Genomic DNA, 18,151 nt, shown 5'->3' on the forward strand with positions numbered 1-18,151 from the left:
TGGATGGCGGTGGGTTCCCGAAAATGTGATGTCGACCTGCTTGCCACCGGAGTGAGAGCCACGTATGAATATGGGTGATGAACGTTCCCCATGGAGGACCATGTCCGAATCAGTAACCGCGCTGCAGCATACCTTGGCACCCTTGCTCAAGCCTGTTTCCTGGCTTTACGGCGGTCTCATGCAGGTGCGTGCGGATCTCTACCGCCGCGGCCTTCTGCCCCGCTGGGAAGCGCCCGTCCTGACCGTGTCCGTGGGCAACATCGGGTGGGGCGGTTCCGGCAAGACCCCGTTGGCGGACTGGCTGCTCGGCTGGGCCGAAAACCAAGGCATTCCAGTGGCCCTGCTCACCCGGGGATATCGGGCAAAACCAGTTTCCCTCCCCTATGTGGTCAAGCCCGGCGCACTGGCCGAAGAGGCAGGGGATGAACCGCTCATGCTTGCCTGTGCCCATGAGAAGGCGGTGGTGGTGGTGGACCCCGACCGGACCCGCGCAGGCAAGATGGTCATGAAGAATTTCAAGCCCGAACTGATCATCCTCGATGACGGATTCCAGCATATGGCCGTGCAGCGGCACCTGAATCTCGTTCTGCTCAAGCCCGAGGACGTCAGGGGTGGATGGAACAGCATCATCCCGGCCGGCACCTGGCGTGAACCCGTGGCCGCACTGGAGCGGGCCGATGCGTTCCTGCTCAAGATCGGTCCCAAGGGGTTTGCGGCCCTCAAACCGTATATCGAACACCGCCTGGAGCGGTTCAACAAGCCCGTGTTCAGCTTTCAGATCATGCCCACGGGCCTGCGCAAGGTGCTTGGAGGTGAAACCGCCCGTGATTTCGGCGGCGGCCAATACCTGCTTGTCACGGGCGTGGGCGACCCTGCTCAGGTCAAGGCCACGGCCATGGCATACTTCGGTTATGCTCCTCTCAAGCACATGGTTTTCAGGGATCATCATTTCTATACGAAGCACGACGTTTTGGAGATATCCGAGACAGCCAGGAAGTTGGGTTGCCGGGCCATCCTGTGCACGCCCAAGGACGCGGTCAAGTTCGGAGCCATGAGCACCAACGAGTTCTGGCAGTTCGATCTGCGCCTGGAATTCGGCCCGTCCACCATCGGCGTGGACACGCCTTTTTCCACGTGGTGGGACCGTCGTTATGACGCCTTTAATCTGCGCCGTGAGGATCGGGCCGCCTATGAGGCCGAGTTCCGGGGGCGGAGCTGGCCCGAGAAAAAAACATCTGCAAACGGGGATACCGAAAATGACTAAAAAGCAACGCAGCCAACCCAGACCGAGCTCACCGCCCCTGTCCCCGAGTGTTCTTCTCAAGCTGTTCAAGGAGATCAAGCGGCCCATGGCCAGGGCCGAGGTCATCCGCCAGCTCAGGCTCAAGAAAAAGGATAAGCATGAGGTCAAGGGCATGCTTCATGCGCTGGTCCAGCAGGGTAAGCTCATCCGCATCCGGCGGGGATACGGCCTGGCCGAGTCCATGCATTGCCTTACCGGAAGGCTGGAAATCCAGCGCCAGGGATTCGGGTTCGTGGTGCCGGAAGACTCCCGGCGCAAGGACGTCTTCGTCAATCAGCGCGACCTTGGAGAAGCATGGCACGGCGACAAGGTGGTGGTCGCGGTCGTGGGCGAACCCAAGGCCGGACGCAGCGCCGAAGGACGCGTCGTCCGTGTCCTGGAGCGGGGCCGCAAGACCCTGCCGGTCAAGGTGTTCAAGCAGATGACCGGGGGGCATTGGCTGTGCAGGCCGTCCGACCCGAGGCTCGCGTTCGGCATCATTTCCTCCCTCAAGGACGGCGTCGTGGACTTGAAGCCCGGCGATATCGCCCTGTGCGTGCCCGGCAACAAGGTCGACGCGACCATGTGGGAAGGGGAGATCGTGGAACGGCTTGGGGAAGAGGCTGATATCGCGGTGCAGGAGGCGTTGGTCAAGTCCAACCACAATATCCGCATCCGGTTTCCGTCAGGGTCCCTGAATCAGGCCGAGGGATTGCCCACAGAGCCTTTGGAAAGTGATTTCAAGGGGCGCAGAAACCTTGTCGACAAACAGTTCGTGACCATTGACGGGGCCACGGCACGCGATTTCGATGATGCCATCCTGGTGGAACGCAAGGGCAAGGGGTACCGCCTGTGGGTGGCCATTGCCGATGTGGCCCATTACGTGGCAGAGGGGTCGCCCCTTGACCGGGAAGCCCTGGAGCGCGGTAATTCCTATTATTTCCCCCGGTCCGTGGAGCCGATGTTCCCGGAGCGGCTGTCCAATGGTCTGTGCTCGCTCAATCCGGACGTGCAGCGGCTGACCATGGTCGTGTGCATGGACACTGACGGGTCCGGTGCCACCCGGTCGGCCGAGCTGTTTCCGGCTGTCATCCGCAGTCATGCCCGATTGACCTATTCGCTGGTCAGGGACGCGATTATCGACAAGGACGAGACGGCCCGCAAGAAGATTGCCCCGGAGCTGCTCCCCATGCTGGAATTGTCCGAAGAGCTGGCACGCAAGATCAATGCCCTGCGTTCCCGACGCGGGTCACTGGATTTCGACCTGCCCGAGCCTGAGATTTTCTTCGATGTTCACGGCGAGACCTCGGATATTCGGCCCAAGCAGCGCAATTTCGCCCACCAGCTCATTGAGGAGTTCATGATCGCGGCCAACGAGGCCGTGGCCCACTTTCTCATCGAGCGTGGGTTGCCGTGCCTGTTCCGCATCCACCCCCCGGCTGATGAGGAAAAGCTCAAGAATCTTTTCCGGTTGCTCTCACGCACAGACAAATCCGTGGTCATGCCCAAGGAAATCACGCCCAAGAAGCTCCAGATGCTGGTGGCCTCCATGCGCGGCACGGACAAGGAATACATCGTCAACCGGATGCTCCTGCGTTCCATGAAGCAGGCCAAGTATTCGCCGGACAACGAGGGGCATTTCGGTCTGGCCAGCGAGGAGTATGCCCATTTCACCTCGCCCATCCGGCGCTATGCCGATCTGGTTGTGCACCGACTGGTCAAGGCGGCGCTTTTCATGGGCGTGGAAGGGGCAGCGCCTCAGCCCGTCACGGGTCAGAAAAAGCTGCAAAATGTCGCCAACCATATCTCCGGCCGCGAACGGGTCGCCATGGATGCCGAGCGCGAGATCCTCAAGCGCGTGACCATCCTGTTCATGCGGGACAAGGTGGGGGAATCCTTCAACGGCGTGGTCTCCCATATCACGGACTACGGTTTCTACGTGGAATTGAAGGATGTCATGGCCGAAGGCATGGTCCGGCTCTCGACCATGGACGACGATTATTACACCTATTGGCCCCAGCGCGAGATGCTCGTGGGCGAACGCACCGGGCGCGCCTTTGCCCTGGGTCAGGCCGTGGAGGTGGTGCTCGACGATGTCAATCTGGAACGGTTGGAGCTGAATTTCACCCTGAAGTCAGTGGTGGCCGCAGCCATGGATTACAAGGATTTGATCTAGATTTGTCTCGACAGCCGGGGGAAGTGATTCTTCTTCCTCCGGCTCCATTCCCACCTTTTTCCAAACATTTTGTCCCCGCACAATGCGCTGCGGCCTGTTCGTTGGACTGTGCCACCTTCGTTGAGGCAGGGGGGAAGCAGTTCTGTGCGGGGAAACTCTGTGGTTGACACAAAAGTCAATTTCAAGTAAACATTATTTCCATAGAGCAACAATCTATTAACTAGGGCGCAACAATGAGTAACGGATTCGAGGCTTTCTTCAAGAGGCTTTGTTCGGAGACGGAGATCAAGAACCAGTCGCAACTGGCGCGTGAGCTGGATGTGGGGCGGGCTGCGGTATCCTTGGCCAAACGCAAGGATGCTGTGCCTGCCCGCTGGATTCTGGATTTGTCGGCGCGGTTCGGCTTGAACCCGCTGTGGTTGGAACAGGGCAAGGGTTTCCCCCGGCCCGAGGCTGCCGTGGCTGCGGCTGCGGATGACGGCAGTTGTTATGAGGAGATACCCAAGGTGCGCGCCCGGCTCTGCGCCGGTGGCGGGTCCTTCGAGACCGAAGGGCTGGTCGAGGGGTATTACTCCTTCCGTTCGGATTGGCTGAACCGGCGAGGGAATCCGGCCAACATGGTGCTCATGGAAGTCATTGGAAACTCCATGGAACCGGAGATCAAGGAAGGGGACCTGGTGCTTATAGACCAGTCTCGCTCTGCCGTGCTTTCCGGCGGTATCTACGCCGTGGGCGTGGAGGACACCGTCATGGTCAAACGGGTGGAGCGGCTGCCCGGAACATTGGTGCTGCGGAGTGATAACGTGGACTACTCCCCCATCCACCTGTCCGGCGACGAGTTGGATAACGTGCGCGTGATCGGCCAGGTGCTGTGGGCATCAAGAGAGTATCGTTAGACTAACATCATATCGGATGAACGGCCCTCGCAGTGTTTTGTATTGCGGGGGCCGTTTTTTATTATGCTGTAATAAAAGGGTTTTATTTGTCGTGCGACGAGTTGTTTGAAAAAGAAATACATTTTGTAAAAAAATAGTTGACAAAAGAAGCGATACTTGTTTATTAAATAGTCACGTTGAGTCTAAAGGAACGACACCTACCCGGTGCGACATATCAAGGAGAGAGTCATGCAGGAACGTTTTTGCAAGTGCGGTCACAGGCTGATGGTTCAGTACACCCTTGACGGTTTCATTCCCTGGGAAGCGATCATCAATGAAGAGTCGGGCGTGGTTTCCCCGGTCAAGGTCTGCCCCTGTTGCGGCAGCTACCTTTCCATTCATTTCCTGAGATAACCGAAATTTCCTCGTACACGCCTGAACCTTGCGGGCGTGTGCATAGTATCCCTGTTGATGAGGGTCGTGCGCAACTCCCCGGAGCGCATGGCCCTTGTCTCTTATCGATAGGCTACTGTCGGAGTTCTTCTGGGTCGGGAAGGCAGATGGATTCCGTGCGATTCCGGCCGGATTGCTTGGCCAGGTAGAGGGCGCGGTCTGCGGCGTTGAGGAGATGTTCCGGCGTGGTCTCGCAGGTAGGGATGCCGGAGGCAACGCCTATGGATACGGTGACCGTGCAGCTCACCCGGGAGTTGGGGTGGTTGATGCAGGATTCGGACAAATTGGTGTGGATTTTTTCGGCCACAACCTTGGCCCCTTCGTAGTTGGTGCCGGGCAGGATGATGGCGAACTCCTCGCCGCCGTAACGGGCAACCAGGTCGCCGGGGCGGTTCGTTGCGGTATTGATGGCATCGGCAACGGCACGCAGGCAGGCATCTCCGTCCACATGTCCGAGAGCGTCATTGTAATGTTTGAAGTGGTCGATGTCGATCATCAGCAATCCCAGCGAAAGATCCTCGCGTCCGTTTCGTACCCATTCACGGATCAGGGTGTCGTCGAAACAGCGCCGGTTGGCCAGGCCGGTCAGTCCGTCAAGGTTGGACATCCGTTCCAGTTTGCGCGCGAGCCGTTCCAATTCATGTTCACGCTGCAACCGCTTGATCATTTCCCGGCGAAGTTGCAGGGCCGAGCGGACCCTGGCCCGGAGTTCGGTCTTGCCTACGGGTTTGACGATGTAATCGGAAGCACCTGCGGCAAAAGCGCGGTCAAGGATGTCGGTGCTGTTTTCGCCTGTGATGGCAATGATCGGGATGTCTTCGAATTCCCGATGGGATTTGATGGTCAGGGTAGCGGCTATTCCGTCGGTGTCATGATTGTCGAGATCAATGAGGATTAGATCTACGGGGGTTTCGTTGGCGATGGCGTCATCCAGGGTCCGGATTGAATGGTCCAGCGTTCTTACGGCAATAATATCCGTATACCCCGCGCTGTTCAGGATCAGGGTGAGTTGGTCCACAATGGGGCCGGAATCGTCAACGATGAGAATCTTCATAGTGCTCCTTCCGGTATCAGAAAACCCCGGCATTGGCGAGATGAGAAATGCTGCAACTCCAATAAAAAGGCGTTTATCCGGCGGTAAACGAGGCTTGGCATAAGGCCGGCGAATGCCGCCTTTCCCGTGTGCTTTTTGGAATAACTGTGAACCGTAAGAATGTTTGTTATTATTTTGCAAAGAAGCACTTGGCTGTGTATCATACAAGGTAAGAACTGTTAGCTGTGTTTAAACCCGAATATCAACAAAACCGGAGGTCTGATGACTCGGCCATATTTTTTTTCAGTCCATTTCCTGCCTACCGTTCTCGGCATTCTTGTTCTTTTTTCCGGTCAGGCATGGGGGAGCGGTGCATTTATCGCCGTTTATAATTCCGGCCGTGCCCAGGTGGCAGAAACCCGCGTGGTGACGTTGCCGGAAGGACCGGCTGCGGTCATTTTCAACGACATTCCCGCAACTCTCGACTCCACTTCCATACGGGCATCGGCCCCGGACATGACGGTTCAGGATATTCAGTACGCCTTTCATTCCATCACCGCCAAGAACCTGTTGGATGCCTATGTGGGCAAGGATCTGACCGTGATCCTGCCGGACCCGGCGGATGCCAATGCGCGCATCCTTCGCCAGGCCAAGCTCCTCTCCAATGAGGATCGGCCTATCTTTGCCATGGGCAAGGAAATTTACGTGGGCGACTATGAAGCGGTGCTGCTGCCCGAAATGCCCAAGGGTTTTGATGCCGAGCCGACCTTGACCCTGACCACCGACAGTTCGGTCAAAGGCAGGAAAAATGTTTTGCTGAGCTACCTCATGGATGGCATCGACTGGCGCACCGACTATACCATGACCGTGGGCCAGCAGGGTGGAAATGCCGTCATGGACGCCTGGGCCACGATCACCAACGGGTCGGGTCACGGTTTCAGCGGTGCCGATGTGCGTCTGGTGGCGGGCGATGTGCAACGGGCCGAATCGCCGAAATTGTATCGGAGCCAGCCGATGATGGCCATGGACGAAAGCGCCATGGGGGCGGCGCCGTCCATGAACGCCGCCGAGGAATCCTTTTCCCAATACCATGTCTACAAATTCGATAGATATATCTCCCTGCCGCCCAACGGCTCCAAGCAGGTCAACCTGTTTTCGGCGGCCGGTATTTCTGTCAAAACCGAATTGACCAGCCGGTACCAGACCGGACGAAGCCAGTTCTCCGGTGAGATGCAGCAGAGCGTGGAATCGGCGCTTGTTTTCAAGAACACCAAGGAAAATCATCTGGGCCGTCCCATGCCGGCCGGTCTGATAAGGGTGTTCATGCCCACCTCGGACGGGAGCCATCTGCTGGCGGGCGAATCCCGTATCTCCCACGTGGCCGACGGAGGCGAAGTCCGCCTCGTGCTCGGAAATTCCTTCGATATGACCGTGGAGCGCGTTCAGACACAGTTCACCCGGACAGGCAAGAACGTCTATGAGGTGGGGTGGCAGATCACCGTCAAGAACGGCAAGGGTGTGTCACAGGACTTGAAACTCGTGGAAGGTTTTTCGGGACAGTGGAAGGTGCTGAGTGCCGATACGGAATATGTCATGAAGGATGCCGGAAGCATAGAGTTCGATCTCAAGGGGATTCAGTCGACGACCGGCAAACAGGAAAAGGTCGTCAACTACACAGTCAGAGTGGAGTATTAATGGAGGATGCATGTCAGTAATCCAACCTGTGGAACTGAAGACGCTCAAGGATTTTTATTCCCTCATGGCCGCATCCCGCGTGGTGCGGTGCAAGGCCGTTGCAGCCTTGCTGAACGGGGGCACTGTCTCGGACGATGACGTGGTGTCGTTGACCAATGTGCTTTCCTCGCTGGAGGACGTGCCGGAGGCGGATGGCAGGAAAGTGCTCTCCCTGGACCGGGATCGGTCCATCGGGCTGGACATGGATTATGAAATCAACGAAACCCGCAAGGATTTGTTTTATCTGGAAGAGGGGGAGGATACGTTCCTCGACCTTTTGTCCGACCTGTATCCCGACTTTGAGGGTCAGGTGCAGGCGGGGCGCGATCTGTTGCAGGGGGTTGATTTCAACTGCTTCATCACGGACCGTGACGGGACCATCAACAATTACTGCGCCCGCTATCTGACCTCCATACAATCCATTTACAATTCACTGTTTTTGACCCGTTTTGCCCGGAACAAGGCCAGACAGCCGGTCATTTTGACTTCGGCACCGTTGGACGGATTGATTGACATATCGGTCAATCCCGAAGGCGAGATGTATTACGCGGCTTCCAAAGGGCGTGAATGCCTTGACCTGGAAGGCCGGATCAGGCGGCTGCCCATTTCCGAGGAAAAGCAGGCGGCCATCAATGCCCTCAACGAACAACTTGTAAAACTGACCGGACGCCCGGAGTACGAGAAATTCACTCTCATCGGTTCCGGTCTCCAGTTCAAGTTCGGCCAATCCACCGTGGCCCGGCAGGATATCGGCAAGTCCATTCCCCAGGCCGAATCCGAGGCGTTCGCCAAGATGCTCGAATCCCTGGTGGCCGCCCTTGATCCCGATGAGCGGAATTTCCGTATCGAGGACACCGGTCTTGACGTGGAGATCATCCTTACGGTGGAAACTTCGGGTGACGGGCTCAAGGATTTCGACAAGGGTGACGGTGTGAAGTTCCTGAATGGCGAATTGAATCTGGGGATGTCCCACGGACCCCATCTGGTCTGCGGCGATACCGGCTCCGATGTTCCCATGCTCGAAGCTGCACTGGAGTTGGCCCCGGATACCAGGGCCGTCTACGTGACGAAGAATGAAGATCTGAAAAAAAGAGTCCTCGGGCTGACGGACGCAGCGCTGATCGTGCCCGAACCCGATATATTGGTGACTATTCTGGGTACCCTTTAACCCGGACAGCGAGGAATCAGATAAATCCAAGGAGTTTTCCGTGGCAGCAACAACTCTCAAAGGCGTAGTCTTCGATCTTGACGGCGTCATCACACGCACGGCTCGGGTTCATGCCCAGGCGTGGGAAGCCGCATTCAACGAATTCCTGAAACACCACGCAGAGGAAACCCATACCTCTTTTGAGCCGTTCGACCTGACAGCGGATTATCAAAATTACGTGGACGGGAAGCCCCGTTTCGAGGGGGTGCTGAGCTTTCTCAAGTCCAGGAACATACGCTTGGCCCCAGGTGCAGCCGAAGATCCTCCGAGTTTCGATTCCGTATGCGGCATCGGTAACAAGAAGAACGAGTTGTTCAGGGAGATTTTGAACGAGGAAGGTCCCGAGGTCTTCAAGACTTCGGTGGATTTCGTCACCGAACTCAAGAGACAGGGTGTTCGGGTGGCCCTGGCCACCTCCAGCCGCAACGGAGCATTGGTTCTCAAACTGGCCGGCCTGGAAGACCTGTTCGATGCCCAGGTGGACGGCATGGTCTCGGCGGAGCTGGACCTCAAGGGCAAGCCCGAACCGGATATCTTTGTCACTGCGGCCGAACGGATGGGGCTGGTTCCGGGTGAGTGCGTGGTCGTTGAAGACGCCATCTCCGGCGTCCAGGCCGGTTGCGCGGGCAACTTCGGTTTGACGCTGGGCGTGGCCCGCAACATCGGCGGCGAGATGCTCAAGCGCTTCGGCGCCGACATGGTGGTGTCCGATCTGGGCGAGCTTACCGTGGACGATCTGTTCGAGTGGTTCGAGACCGGCATGGCCACGGACGAGTGGTACCTGAGCTACCACGGTTTCGAACCCGGCGATGAAAAGCTGCGCGAGACACTGACCACCGTGGGCAACGGCTACCTCGGAACACGCGGCGCCTATGAGTGCGAGTGCTCATCCTACTATTTCTATCCCGGCACCTACATTTCGGGCATCTTCAACAAGACGCCGAGCGATGTCCAGGGGCGGGAAATATGGAACAACGACCTGGTCAACTGCCCGAACTGGCTGCCCGTGGTCTTCAAGATCGGCAACGGTGAATTCGTCAGCCCCCTGTCCATGGAGATCCTGAGCTATTCCCACCGGCTGCACATGCGCGAGGGCGTCATGGAACGGCACATGGTGGTCAAGGACCAGGTGGGGCGCATCACCCGCATCTCGTCCAGGCGCGTGGCTTCCATGGCCGATGCCCACCTGATGGCCCTTCAGTTCGATTACACCCCCCTCAACTACACGGCCAAGATCACGTTCCGTTCTTCATTGAACGGCAATGTGAGCAATGAAGGCGTGGCCCGATACTCCAGCCTGAACACCAACCATCTGAACCGGGTCGGAGGCGGCAAGGCCGGAAACGGCATCTATTTGCATATGGAGACCACCCATTCCCGCTACCAGATTGTCATGACCGCCAAAACACGGCTTCTGGAAGACGGCAAGCCGGTGGAGGTGCGCAAGGAGGTAGTCCAGGAACGAGCCATGGTCTCCGAGGAAATGTGCATCAACGCCATTGAAAATCACTCTTACTGCCTGGAAAAATTCGTGTACGTGCGCACCTCCCTGGATCGCGAACCGGGCGATCTGCGCGAGATGTGCCTGGACGGGCTCAAGGGCGTGAAGACGTTCAACGGCGTCTACAGCCCCCATGCCAAGGCCTGGAAGGCGTTGTGGCAGAAGTCTGACATCCGCGTCACCGGTGACCGGTTCGTGCAGCGGGTACTGCGTTTGCACCTCTATCACCTGCTGGTGACGGCCAGCCCGCACAATGTGGACCGCGACGCGGGAATGCCCGCCCGCGGCCTGTCGGGCGAGGCCTATCGCGGGCACATTTTCTGGGACGAGGTTTATATTCAGCCTTTCTTCGACTCCAACTTTCCGGAGATATCCAAGGCCCTCTTGATGTACCGCTACAACCGCCTGGACGCGGCCCGCGAGTATGCCAGGGAGAACGGGTATATCGGGGCCATGTACCCCTGGCAGACAGCCGACGACGGCACCGAGGAGACCCAGGAGGTTCACTACAATCCCGAGTCCAAGGACTGGGGACCGGATCTGTCGCGCCGACAGCGCCATGTCTCCATCGCAGTGTTCGTCAATGCCTGGCGGTACGTTGCCTGGACAGGGGACAAGGCCTTCCTGCGAGACTTCGGCGCGGAGATGATGCTCGACATCGCCCGGTTCTGGGGCGGCATCGCCACCTATGACGAGGCCACCGGCAAATATCATATCGACGGGGTCATGGGGCCGGATGAGTTCCATGAAGCCTTGCCCGGTTCGGACGTGCCCGGCGTGCGTGACAACGCCTACACCAACATCATGGTGGTCTGGCTGCTCGAAAAGTCCCTGGCCATTCTCGACGAACTGCCGCCAGCCACGCGCAGTGGGGTGGTGGACCGGATCAAGCTGACCGAAGAGGAAATCGTCAAGTGGCGGGACATGACCACCAAGCTCAACGTCATCCTGACCGAGGACGGCATCGTCAGCCAGTTCGACGGGTACATGGATCTGGACGAGCTTGATTGGGACGCGTATCGCAAGCGGTTCTATTCCATTCACCGCATGGATCGCATCCTCAAGGCAGAGGGCGACAATCCGGACAAGTACAAGGTGGCCAAGCAGGCCGATACCCTGATGACCTGGTACCTGCTCGAACCCGATGAAGTGGCCCGCATCCTGAATCAACTCGGCAACAAGGTCGATGATCCCATCAAGTTGCTTAAGGACAACTACGACTTCTATGAACAACGGACCAGCCACGGCTCGACCCTGTCCAAGGTCGTCCACGCGGTCATCTCCAAGTATATCTATCCCAGCGAAGTGTCCTGGGAATGGTTCATGGAGGCCATGGAATCCGACATCAGGGACACCCAGGGCGGCACCACCATCGAGGGCATTCACACCGGCGTCATGGCCGGAACTCTTGAAGTGCTCAAGCAGGATTTCGCCGGTCTGAACATGTCCGCTTCGCCCATGAAGGTTGACCCGGACCTGCCTTTCCACTGGGGCGAGATGCGTCTTTCCTTTGTTTGGCGGTCCATCTGGTTCGACCTGGTCATAGAACAGGATCGGGTGAACATGACCGCCTTTCATCGGGGGGACAAGATCGTTCCCGTGGAGATATTCGGCAAGGTGTATGACCTCAAGCCCGGCATGACCGTGGAGGCCAGACGCCCGGAGGCATAAGAACCGCATTCGGATTGAAAACAGAAAGTCCGCTTCGGCGGGCTTTTTTGCGTGGGCAATACGACTTGCGTGATTTCGGGAAGCAAGGTAATGAGTGCCCCTCGCCGGAAGGGTCTCCCCCCGGCAATATCTTTTCAGGAGCTTCCATGTCACTCAGTATCGGTATCGTCGGGCTGCCCAATGTCGGCAAGTCCACCCTGTTCAATGCGCTCACCAAGGCACAGAATGCCGAAAGCGCCAACTATGCCTTTTGCACCATTGAACCGAACAAGGCCGTGGTGCCTGTGCCGGATAGCCGTCTGGACGTCCTGGCCGGGCTGGTAAAACCCCAGCGTGTGCAGAGCTCCACAGTGGATTTCGTGGACATTGCCGGCCTGGTGGCCGGGGCCAGCAAGGGCGAAGGGCTGGGCAACAAGTTTTTGGCCAACATTCGCGAAACCCAGGCCATTCTGCATGTGGTCCGCTGTTTTGACGACGACGACGTCATTCACGTGGCCAACTCCGTGGACCCGCTCCGGGATATCGAGGTCATTGAGACCGAGTTGATACTGGCCGATGTCCAGGTTCTGGAAAATCGTCTTGAGCGCATGGAAAAGCAGCTCAAGGGCGATAAGACCCTGGCCCCGAAGATCGAGGCGGCCAAGCAGTTGCTGGCACACATGGATCAGGCGCAACCCGCAAGCAGCTTTACGGGCGGGGGCAAGGCACTGCCCGAGCTCCTGGCCGAACTGCGCCTGATCACGGCCAAGAACGTCATTTATTGCGCCAATGTGGACGAAGAGGGTGTGGCCGGGGACAACGGCCACGTCACGGCGGTGCGCGCCCTGGCCGAGGAGCGTGGAGCTGAGTTCGTCAAGATTTCCGCACGCATGGAAGAAGAACTGGTGGGCCTTGATGAAGAGGAATACCAGGAGTTCATGGAATCCTACGGCATCAAGGAGTCCGGTCTGCACCAGATCATCCGTACCGGCTTCAACTCACTCGGGTTGATCAGCTACTTTACCGCAGGGGTCAAGGAAGTCCGTGCCTGGACCATCAACGTGGGGGACAAGGCTCCCCAGGCGGCAGGCGTCATCCACACCGATTTCGAGCGGGGTTTCATCCGGGCCGAAGTGATCAGCTACGACAACTATGTCAAGTACGGCTCCGAAGCGAAATGCCGTTCCGAGGGAGTGCTTCGGGTCGAGGGCAAGGAGTATGTCATGCACGACGGTGACGTGACGCACTTTCTGTTCAACGTGTAACGGCATTCATTTGTCGGCCAGTCCTTTTCACGCCACCCCGCGGTCTTGAGAATACAATGAGAAACGCCCGTTCCGACTCATGTCGGAACGGGCGTCTTTTTAGGATTGAGGCAGTCTAGTCGTCGAAGTCGCCCTTGGGGCCCTTGTCGGTGTCGATGGCCGCGGCCTTGGCCTTGATCTTGGCTTCGGTCCAGTCGGCAGGGTCTTCGAACCGTTCGGCCTTGAGGCCGAGGTCGTAGGAACCGGCTTCGAGGATGATGTCGCAGGCGATGGGCGCGGTGTCCTTGGCGTTGAACACGTTGACCAGAAGGTCGTAGACAAAGTCTTCGACGCCCTTGGACATGCGTTCGCGGACGGCTTGGCTCTGGCCCTGCCAACGGCGCTCGAAAATGAGGTTGAGCTTTTTGTAGTCGCCTCCGGAGAAACCCTTGTCGTCGGCGTAGGCGACCATCTCGTCCCAGAGTGCGTCTTCAACGCCCTTGCCGGGAACCTTGGCAAATCGGTCGCCGTCCATGATGGCGTTGCCGAAGTCGTTGACCTTGACTCCCCAGCTGATCATTTGCAGGGCAGTGGCCACGTTGGCCTTGGTGGTGGCGGTCCGGGCCGCGATCTCGCGCAGGCGCTGGGAGTCGTTGCCCGAGGTGCCGTGCTGTGCGCCCGAGGTTCCGTAAGGCTTCAGGGTCTTGTGGATTTCTGCGGTCAAATCCACCTGGATGCCTTCGCCGGAGGCCTCGATGCCGTGGGTGGTGCCGTTGTTCAGGGCGATCCAGTCAGGGCACAGGCCGTGGGCGTTGAGGCCTTGGCACAGGTACTTCGCCTCCACAGGACTGGACAGGCCGAACGCACCCTTGATCTCGCCGATTTCGGTCTCATATCCGGCCCAGGCAGGTATGCTGGGGGAGACCTCGATATTGGCCAGCAGGTTGAGGTCGTCGGTCATGTGCGAGGCGTCGAGGGCGATGGAAGTGATGCCTGCGTCGAACAGGGAGGGGATTTCCGCCTTGGCCACGGCCACGTCATCCCATTTCTTCATGAAGTAGTGGTCGGCGTGTACGGCAACCGGGATGGTAATCCCCAGCTTGTTGCACAGGTAGTCTACCCGGCGGGCGATGTTCCACAATGTGGTCGGGCAGTACGTGGCTTCCGATCGGGCGATCTCGATGATGATGGCGGCATTGGCACGCTGGGCAGCCTTGAGCGCCCCTTCGATGATGAAAATGTTGCGACCGTTGGCTGCGATGGTCATGGCCTGTCCCTTGGCGGTCATGGCCCGGTCGATGACCTTGCCGCTGACGATCAGTGCCTGGGAATTGGGAAAGTTTTGCATAACGTTCGGCGGCCGACCGACTGCGAGCGCTTTTTTGAATGTATCGTGGGACATACCCTTCCTCCTTGGAGCGTTTAGGTGCTTTGAATAGTAGAAACCAATCGAATTGCAAAGTCAAAATGAAACGTGAGATTGCATTGAGTCGACGGACAAGCGTCAACGCCCGGCGCATGGCATGCCATGCGCCGGGCTGTTTGGCAGGAGATGGGATTTTGTGACTACATGGTCGCTTCCCGCTCCGTCATTGGTTTGGCCGTTTCTCTGCGTCTGATCGACTTCACGCCGTCCAGTGGCATGAGCGTGTATCCGAGTTCGCGGGCCATGAATTCGAGGATGGCGACGTTGTGCGTCACCTTGACGATCTCGAACATGGTTTCGGCGCCGAGTTTGGCGTGCGAATCGAACGGATTGAGCTCACGAAGCAGTGTCGAATACGGCTTCTTGATCACTCGGGAAACTTCCTTGGCCGGGATGCGTCCCTCCAGGACAACGTCCTGCATTTTCTTGGTCAGATTCTTCTCGAACATGTTTACCCCCCACATGTTGGATATTCTGCCATGTAAATCGAAGTTACTCCCTTTTTTAATTTAGCGTCAATGAAAATTGAAAGACAGCCAAAAAAACTTCATAGTCGTTGGCGACGTGAGCGAATAATATCAAAGAAAACAGCCAACTGTGGTCATTGTGAAAAGCAATGACGAATCGCACCTGATTATGCCTCACAAGGCCGCATACCCGGTTATGTCATTTCTTGCATGACCCCATGAACTGCATGGCGAGCATGGTAATGTCGTCCGACGGTTCTGCTCCCCGGGTAAAGGTCTTGATGGATTTGCCTATCTCCTTGACCAGCTTGGGGGCAAAGGGCTCTTCCATCCCGGTCAGCAATTTCATGAGCCGATCCTCGGAATAGAGGGTCTTGTCCGGGTCCATGGCTTCGGTGACGCCGTCCGTGTAAATGAAGATGATGTCACCGGGATTCATGGTCATGGTCTTTGTGGAATATTCCATGGAGTCCATGATGCCGGCCACGGGTTCTCCGAACGGGGGAATCCATTCAGGGGTGCCGCCGCAGGGCATGTAGATGGGCGGGTTGTGGCCCGCATTGGCATAGCGGGTCTCGCCGGTCTCGATGTCGATGATGGCCAGGAACAGGGTGACGAACATGCAGGACTCGTTGTCTTCGGACAGGTCGCCATTTACCTTGGTCAGTATCTCGCCAGGATCAAGCCCTTTTTCGGACACGACCTTGAGCAGGGTCTTGGTCACGGCCATGAAAAAGGCCGCGGGTACGCCCTTGCCGGATACGTCGCCCACCAGAAAACAGAAGTGGGTGTCGTCCACGAAAAAGAAGTCATAGAGGTCGCCGCCCACTTCCTTGGCCGGTTCGATGGAGGCAAAGACTTCGAATTCCTTGCGGTCCGGGAAAGCCGGGAACAGTTTGGGCAGGATGCCCATCTGAATCTCGCTGGCGATGCGCAGTTCCGACTCGATGCGTTCCTTGGCCGAGGTGGTGGCGGTGAGATCCCTGATGAAGTCCTTGAGGGACGTTTTCATGTGCCGGAATGATTCGGCCAGGTCGCCCACCTCGTCATTGGCTTTGATGTCCGGCAGCATGAGATCCAGGTTGCCGGACGCGATTTCCCGGGCTGCACCGGACAGTTCGCGCAGGGGGTGTGTGATGCGCCGGGCTATGCCTATGGTGACCAGGACCAGGATGACAAAGCCCATGACCCCGATGATGGTCATGACTTTTGAAAGCCGGTACACATCGGCCAGCATCTCCTCCTTGGGGAAGATGATGCCCAGTGACCAGCCGCCATGCTTGAGCCCCGCGCTGAAGAGAAAGCTGTCCCTGCCGTCGATGTCGTCCACTGAGACAAAATTGGATTCCCCTTTGAGCATGGATTGGCCCAGTTTTCTGAGTCTTTCGGAGCCAAGCTCCTCAGCCAGGGAGAACATGGTCTGGTTCATGACCAGTCTCCGGTCGGGGTGGGTGATGAACGTGCCGTGGCGAGAGAGCATGAAGGCGTACCCGGTTTCGTAGAGGCGGATGCTGCGCACCATCTCCTGCAGCCAGTTCAGGGAGATGTCTGCCGTCACGACCCCGGCGAACACGGTTTTGTTTTCCACGGTCCGATAGAATGGGACCGAGTAGGTCGCCATGAGCACGCCGCCGCCCCCCTCGTCGAAGTATGGCTCGGTCCACACAGGCCGTCCCAGTTCCTTGGGGAGCTGGTACCAGTCCATGTAGAAGTACCGATAGCCGGGGTCACCGAGCATGGTGTAGCCGAGACGCCCGCCGGTGCGGAAGTAGTAGGGGGCGAAATAGAGTTTGTTCGGTTGAAGAAAATAGGGTTCGAAGGCGATGGCCATGCCGTAGATGTCGGGATTGTTGGCCAGCACTCGCCGGTTCAGTTCGATGATTTCCTCTTTGGACAGGGAGGCGTCTTCCAGGGAAAAGGCGATATTCTCCGCAACCTTCTGAGCGCTGGAGAGCACGGAATCGATGCGCACTACGGTTTCGTTGGCCAACATGCGCGAGTTGTCCTCGGCCTGGCGCAGGATGATGTCGCGCGAATAGGTGTAGTTGTAGACGACAATGGCGGCCACGATGATGAAGGCGCAGGACAGGATGAAGAAGGTCAGTTTGAAGGCGATGGGATACCGTTTCATTATTCCATCCCCCTGTAGAAATCGGCATAGTCCACGGGGGTGTCCATGAACTCGGTATTCAGAAGTACCTGCTGGACCCGTTCGAAGTCGTCTTTACGCAGGACGCCCATGGTGGCGTTCTCGTCGGACATGATGATGTCCTCCATCCTCTTGAGCATCCAGCGTTGGTGCACCCTGTTCACCGAAACCTTGGCTTCCCGCATGCGGTGCAGGACGATATCCAGGGCTTCTTCCGTGTGGGCAAAGGCGTATTGCCAACCGCGGATGGTGGCCCGGACCAGTTTGAGGCACAGCTCTTTTCGTTCGGTGGCGGTTTTTTCCAGGCAGTAGATGCCGTCTTCCGGGAAATTGAGACCGGCTTCGTTGAAAAACAGGGGGTGCAGATCGGATTCGTCCAGACCGTAGGTCAGCAGGGTGTGGTATTCGTTGTACCACATGCCCGAGGCCGCCTGCACGCCGCCGCGCATGAACAGATCCAGGGAGTTTGACTGCGGAACCACCGTGACCCTGATATCGTTTTGCCGGAACAGGGCGATGGCCTGGATTTGAAATTCGTTGGCCCAAAGTCCGACCTTTTTCCCGTCCAGATCTTTGAAAGAATTGATCTTCGCGGACTTCTTGGTGATCAGCATCAGGGCCGAACGTTGCACGAATTGCCCGATGTTGACGATGGGCATCGTTTCCCGCCGTTTGAGTCCCGTGGACAGGAACAGGGTGGCAAAATCAGCTTTGCCCGTATCCAGGTAGTCGCTGGCCAGGACGTCGGGGCCGCCGGAAAGGATGGTAAGGTCAATGCCCTCCTCCTCGTAAAAGCCTTTGTCCTTGGCCACGAAAAATCCTGCGAATTGGGCCTGGGGCAGCCATTGCAGGATGATGGAGGCTGGTTCCAGCGCACTGGCGGGTGCTGGCAGCAGGAGCAGCAGCAGCGCGACGGTGCCCAGAAGAGATATCTGTGAATTGGATGTGCGCATG

At 57.8% G+C, this 18,151-nt stretch carries 13 protein-coding genes; 8 read left to right on the top strand and 5 right to left on the bottom strand.

Annotated features, from left to right (window positions below):
* The first annotated feature begins 100 nt into the window (after positions 1-100).
* From lpxK to DWB63_RS17300, 4 genes are all read left to right on the top strand, one after another.
* Complete coding sequence (lpxK, locus tag DWB63_RS09970; protein WP_128328688.1) at positions 101-1,264, top strand: tetraacyldisaccharide 4'-kinase; 1,164 nt, start codon at positions 101-103, stop codon at positions 1,262-1,264.
* Positions 1,257-3,458: a ribonuclease R gene (gene rnr, locus DWB63_RS09975; RefSeq protein ID WP_128328689.1), complete on the top strand. Its 2,202-nt coding sequence runs from the start codon at positions 1,257-1,259 to the stop codon at positions 3,456-3,458. The genes lpxK and rnr overlap by 8 nt, the downstream gene beginning before the upstream one ends.
* 233 nt (positions 3,459-3,691) lie before the next feature.
* Positions 3,692-4,354 (top strand): helix-turn-helix transcriptional regulator, encoded by a 663-nt coding sequence (locus DWB63_RS09980; RefSeq protein ID WP_128328690.1) that lies wholly within the window; start codon positions 3,692-3,694, stop codon positions 4,352-4,354.
* 228 nt (positions 4,355-4,582) lie between these two features.
* Complete coding sequence (locus tag DWB63_RS17300) at positions 4,583-4,747, top strand: hypothetical protein (RefSeq protein ID WP_164879842.1); 165 nt, start codon at positions 4,583-4,585, stop codon at positions 4,745-4,747.
* Positions 4,748-4,859: 112 nt separating this feature from the next.
* On the opposite strand, the gene DWB63_RS09985 is transcribed toward DWB63_RS17300, so the two are convergent.
* Positions 4,860-5,840 (bottom strand): diguanylate cyclase, encoded by a 981-nt coding sequence (locus tag DWB63_RS09985; protein WP_128328691.1) that lies wholly within the window; start codon positions 5,838-5,840, stop codon positions 4,860-4,862.
* 261 nt (positions 5,841-6,101) lie between these two features.
* On the opposite strand from DWB63_RS09985, the gene DWB63_RS09990 reads away from it, so the two are divergent.
* The 4 genes from DWB63_RS09990 to ychF all read left to right on the top strand — a co-directional run bounded on the left by DWB63_RS09990 (position 6,102) and on the right by ychF (position 13,176).
* The gene (locus DWB63_RS09990; protein WP_128328692.1) at positions 6,102-7,514 is read left to right on the top strand and encodes a DUF4140 domain-containing protein; all 1,413 of its coding nucleotides are present in this window, start codon (positions 6,102-6,104) and stop codon (positions 7,512-7,514) included.
* Positions 7,515-7,524: 10 nt separating this feature from the next.
* Positions 7,525-8,721, top strand: coding sequence for a trehalose 6-phosphate synthase (locus tag DWB63_RS09995; protein WP_128328693.1), 1,197 nt, complete (start codon positions 7,525-7,527; stop codon positions 8,719-8,721).
* Positions 8,722-8,761: 40 nt separating this feature from the next.
* Entirely contained in the window at positions 8,762-11,932 is a 3,171-nt protein-coding gene (locus tag DWB63_RS10000) for a beta-phosphoglucomutase family hydrolase (RefSeq protein ID WP_128328694.1), read from the top strand.
* Positions 11,933-12,078: 146 nt separating this feature from the next.
* Positions 12,079-13,176, top strand: coding sequence for a redox-regulated ATPase YchF (gene ychF / locus DWB63_RS10005; protein ID WP_128328695.1), 1,098 nt, complete (start codon positions 12,079-12,081; stop codon positions 13,174-13,176).
* A gap of 115 nt (positions 13,177-13,291) precedes the next feature.
* On the opposite strand, the gene DWB63_RS10010 is transcribed toward ychF, so the two are convergent.
* The 4 genes from DWB63_RS10010 to DWB63_RS10025 form a co-directional block, all read right to left on the bottom strand.
* Entirely contained in the window at positions 13,292-14,557 is a 1,266-nt protein-coding gene (locus DWB63_RS10010; protein WP_128328696.1) for a class II fructose-bisphosphate aldolase, read from the bottom strand.
* Between the two features lie 164 nt (positions 14,558-14,721).
* Positions 14,722-15,030, bottom strand: coding sequence for a phage regulatory CII family protein (locus DWB63_RS10015; RefSeq protein WP_128328697.1), 309 nt, complete (start codon positions 15,028-15,030; stop codon positions 14,722-14,724).
* Between the two features lie 217 nt (positions 15,031-15,247).
* Positions 15,248-17,179 (bottom strand): SpoIIE family protein phosphatase, encoded by a 1,932-nt coding sequence (locus DWB63_RS10020; protein ID WP_128328698.1) that lies wholly within the window; start codon positions 17,177-17,179, stop codon positions 15,248-15,250.
* A complete protein-coding gene (locus DWB63_RS10025; protein WP_128328699.1) occupies positions 17,179-18,150 on the bottom strand; it encodes an ABC transporter substrate-binding protein in 972 nt (323 codons plus the stop codon). Before DWB63_RS10025 ends, DWB63_RS10020 begins: the two co-directional genes overlap by 1 nt.
* Between the last annotated feature and the right edge of the window lies 1 nt (position 18,151).

The organism is Pseudodesulfovibrio sp. S3 (assembly GCF_004025585.1).
Classification (GTDB): domain Bacteria; phylum Desulfobacterota; class Desulfovibrionia; order Desulfovibrionales; family Desulfovibrionaceae; genus Pseudodesulfovibrio.

Coding starts and splice junctions, on each gene's coding strand:
- lpxK (WP_128328688.1), top strand. CDS start 101: ATGTCCGAATCAGTAACCGCGCTGCAGCATACCTTGGCACCCTTGCTC.
- rnr (WP_128328689.1), top strand. CDS start 1,257: ATGACTAAAAAGCAACGCAGCCAACCCAGACCGAGCTCACCGCCCCTG.
- DWB63_RS09980 (WP_128328690.1), top strand. CDS start 3,692: ATGAGTAACGGATTCGAGGCTTTCTTCAAGAGGCTTTGTTCGGAGACG.
- DWB63_RS17300 (WP_164879842.1), top strand. CDS start 4,583: ATGCAGGAACGTTTTTGCAAGTGCGGTCACAGGCTGATGGTTCAGTAC.
- DWB63_RS09985 (WP_128328691.1), bottom strand. CDS start 5,840: ATGAAGATTCTCATCGTTGACGATTCCGGCCCCATTGTGGACCAACTC.
- DWB63_RS09990 (WP_128328692.1), top strand. CDS start 6,102: ATGACTCGGCCATATTTTTTTTCAGTCCATTTCCTGCCTACCGTTCTC.
- DWB63_RS09995 (WP_128328693.1), top strand. CDS start 7,525: ATGTCAGTAATCCAACCTGTGGAACTGAAGACGCTCAAGGATTTTTAT.
- ychF (WP_128328695.1), top strand. CDS start 12,079: ATGTCACTCAGTATCGGTATCGTCGGGCTGCCCAATGTCGGCAAGTCC.
- DWB63_RS10010 (WP_128328696.1), bottom strand. CDS start 14,557: ATGTCCCACGATACATTCAAAAAAGCGCTCGCAGTCGGTCGGCCGCCG.
- DWB63_RS10015 (WP_128328697.1), bottom strand. CDS start 15,030: ATGTTCGAGAAGAATCTGACCAAGAAAATGCAGGACGTTGTCCTGGAG.
- DWB63_RS10020 (WP_128328698.1), bottom strand. CDS start 17,179: ATGAAACGGTATCCCATCGCCTTCAAACTGACCTTCTTCATCCTGTCC.
- DWB63_RS10025 (WP_128328699.1), bottom strand. CDS start 18,150: ATGCGCACATCCAATTCACAGATATCTCTTCTGGGCACCGTCGCGCTG.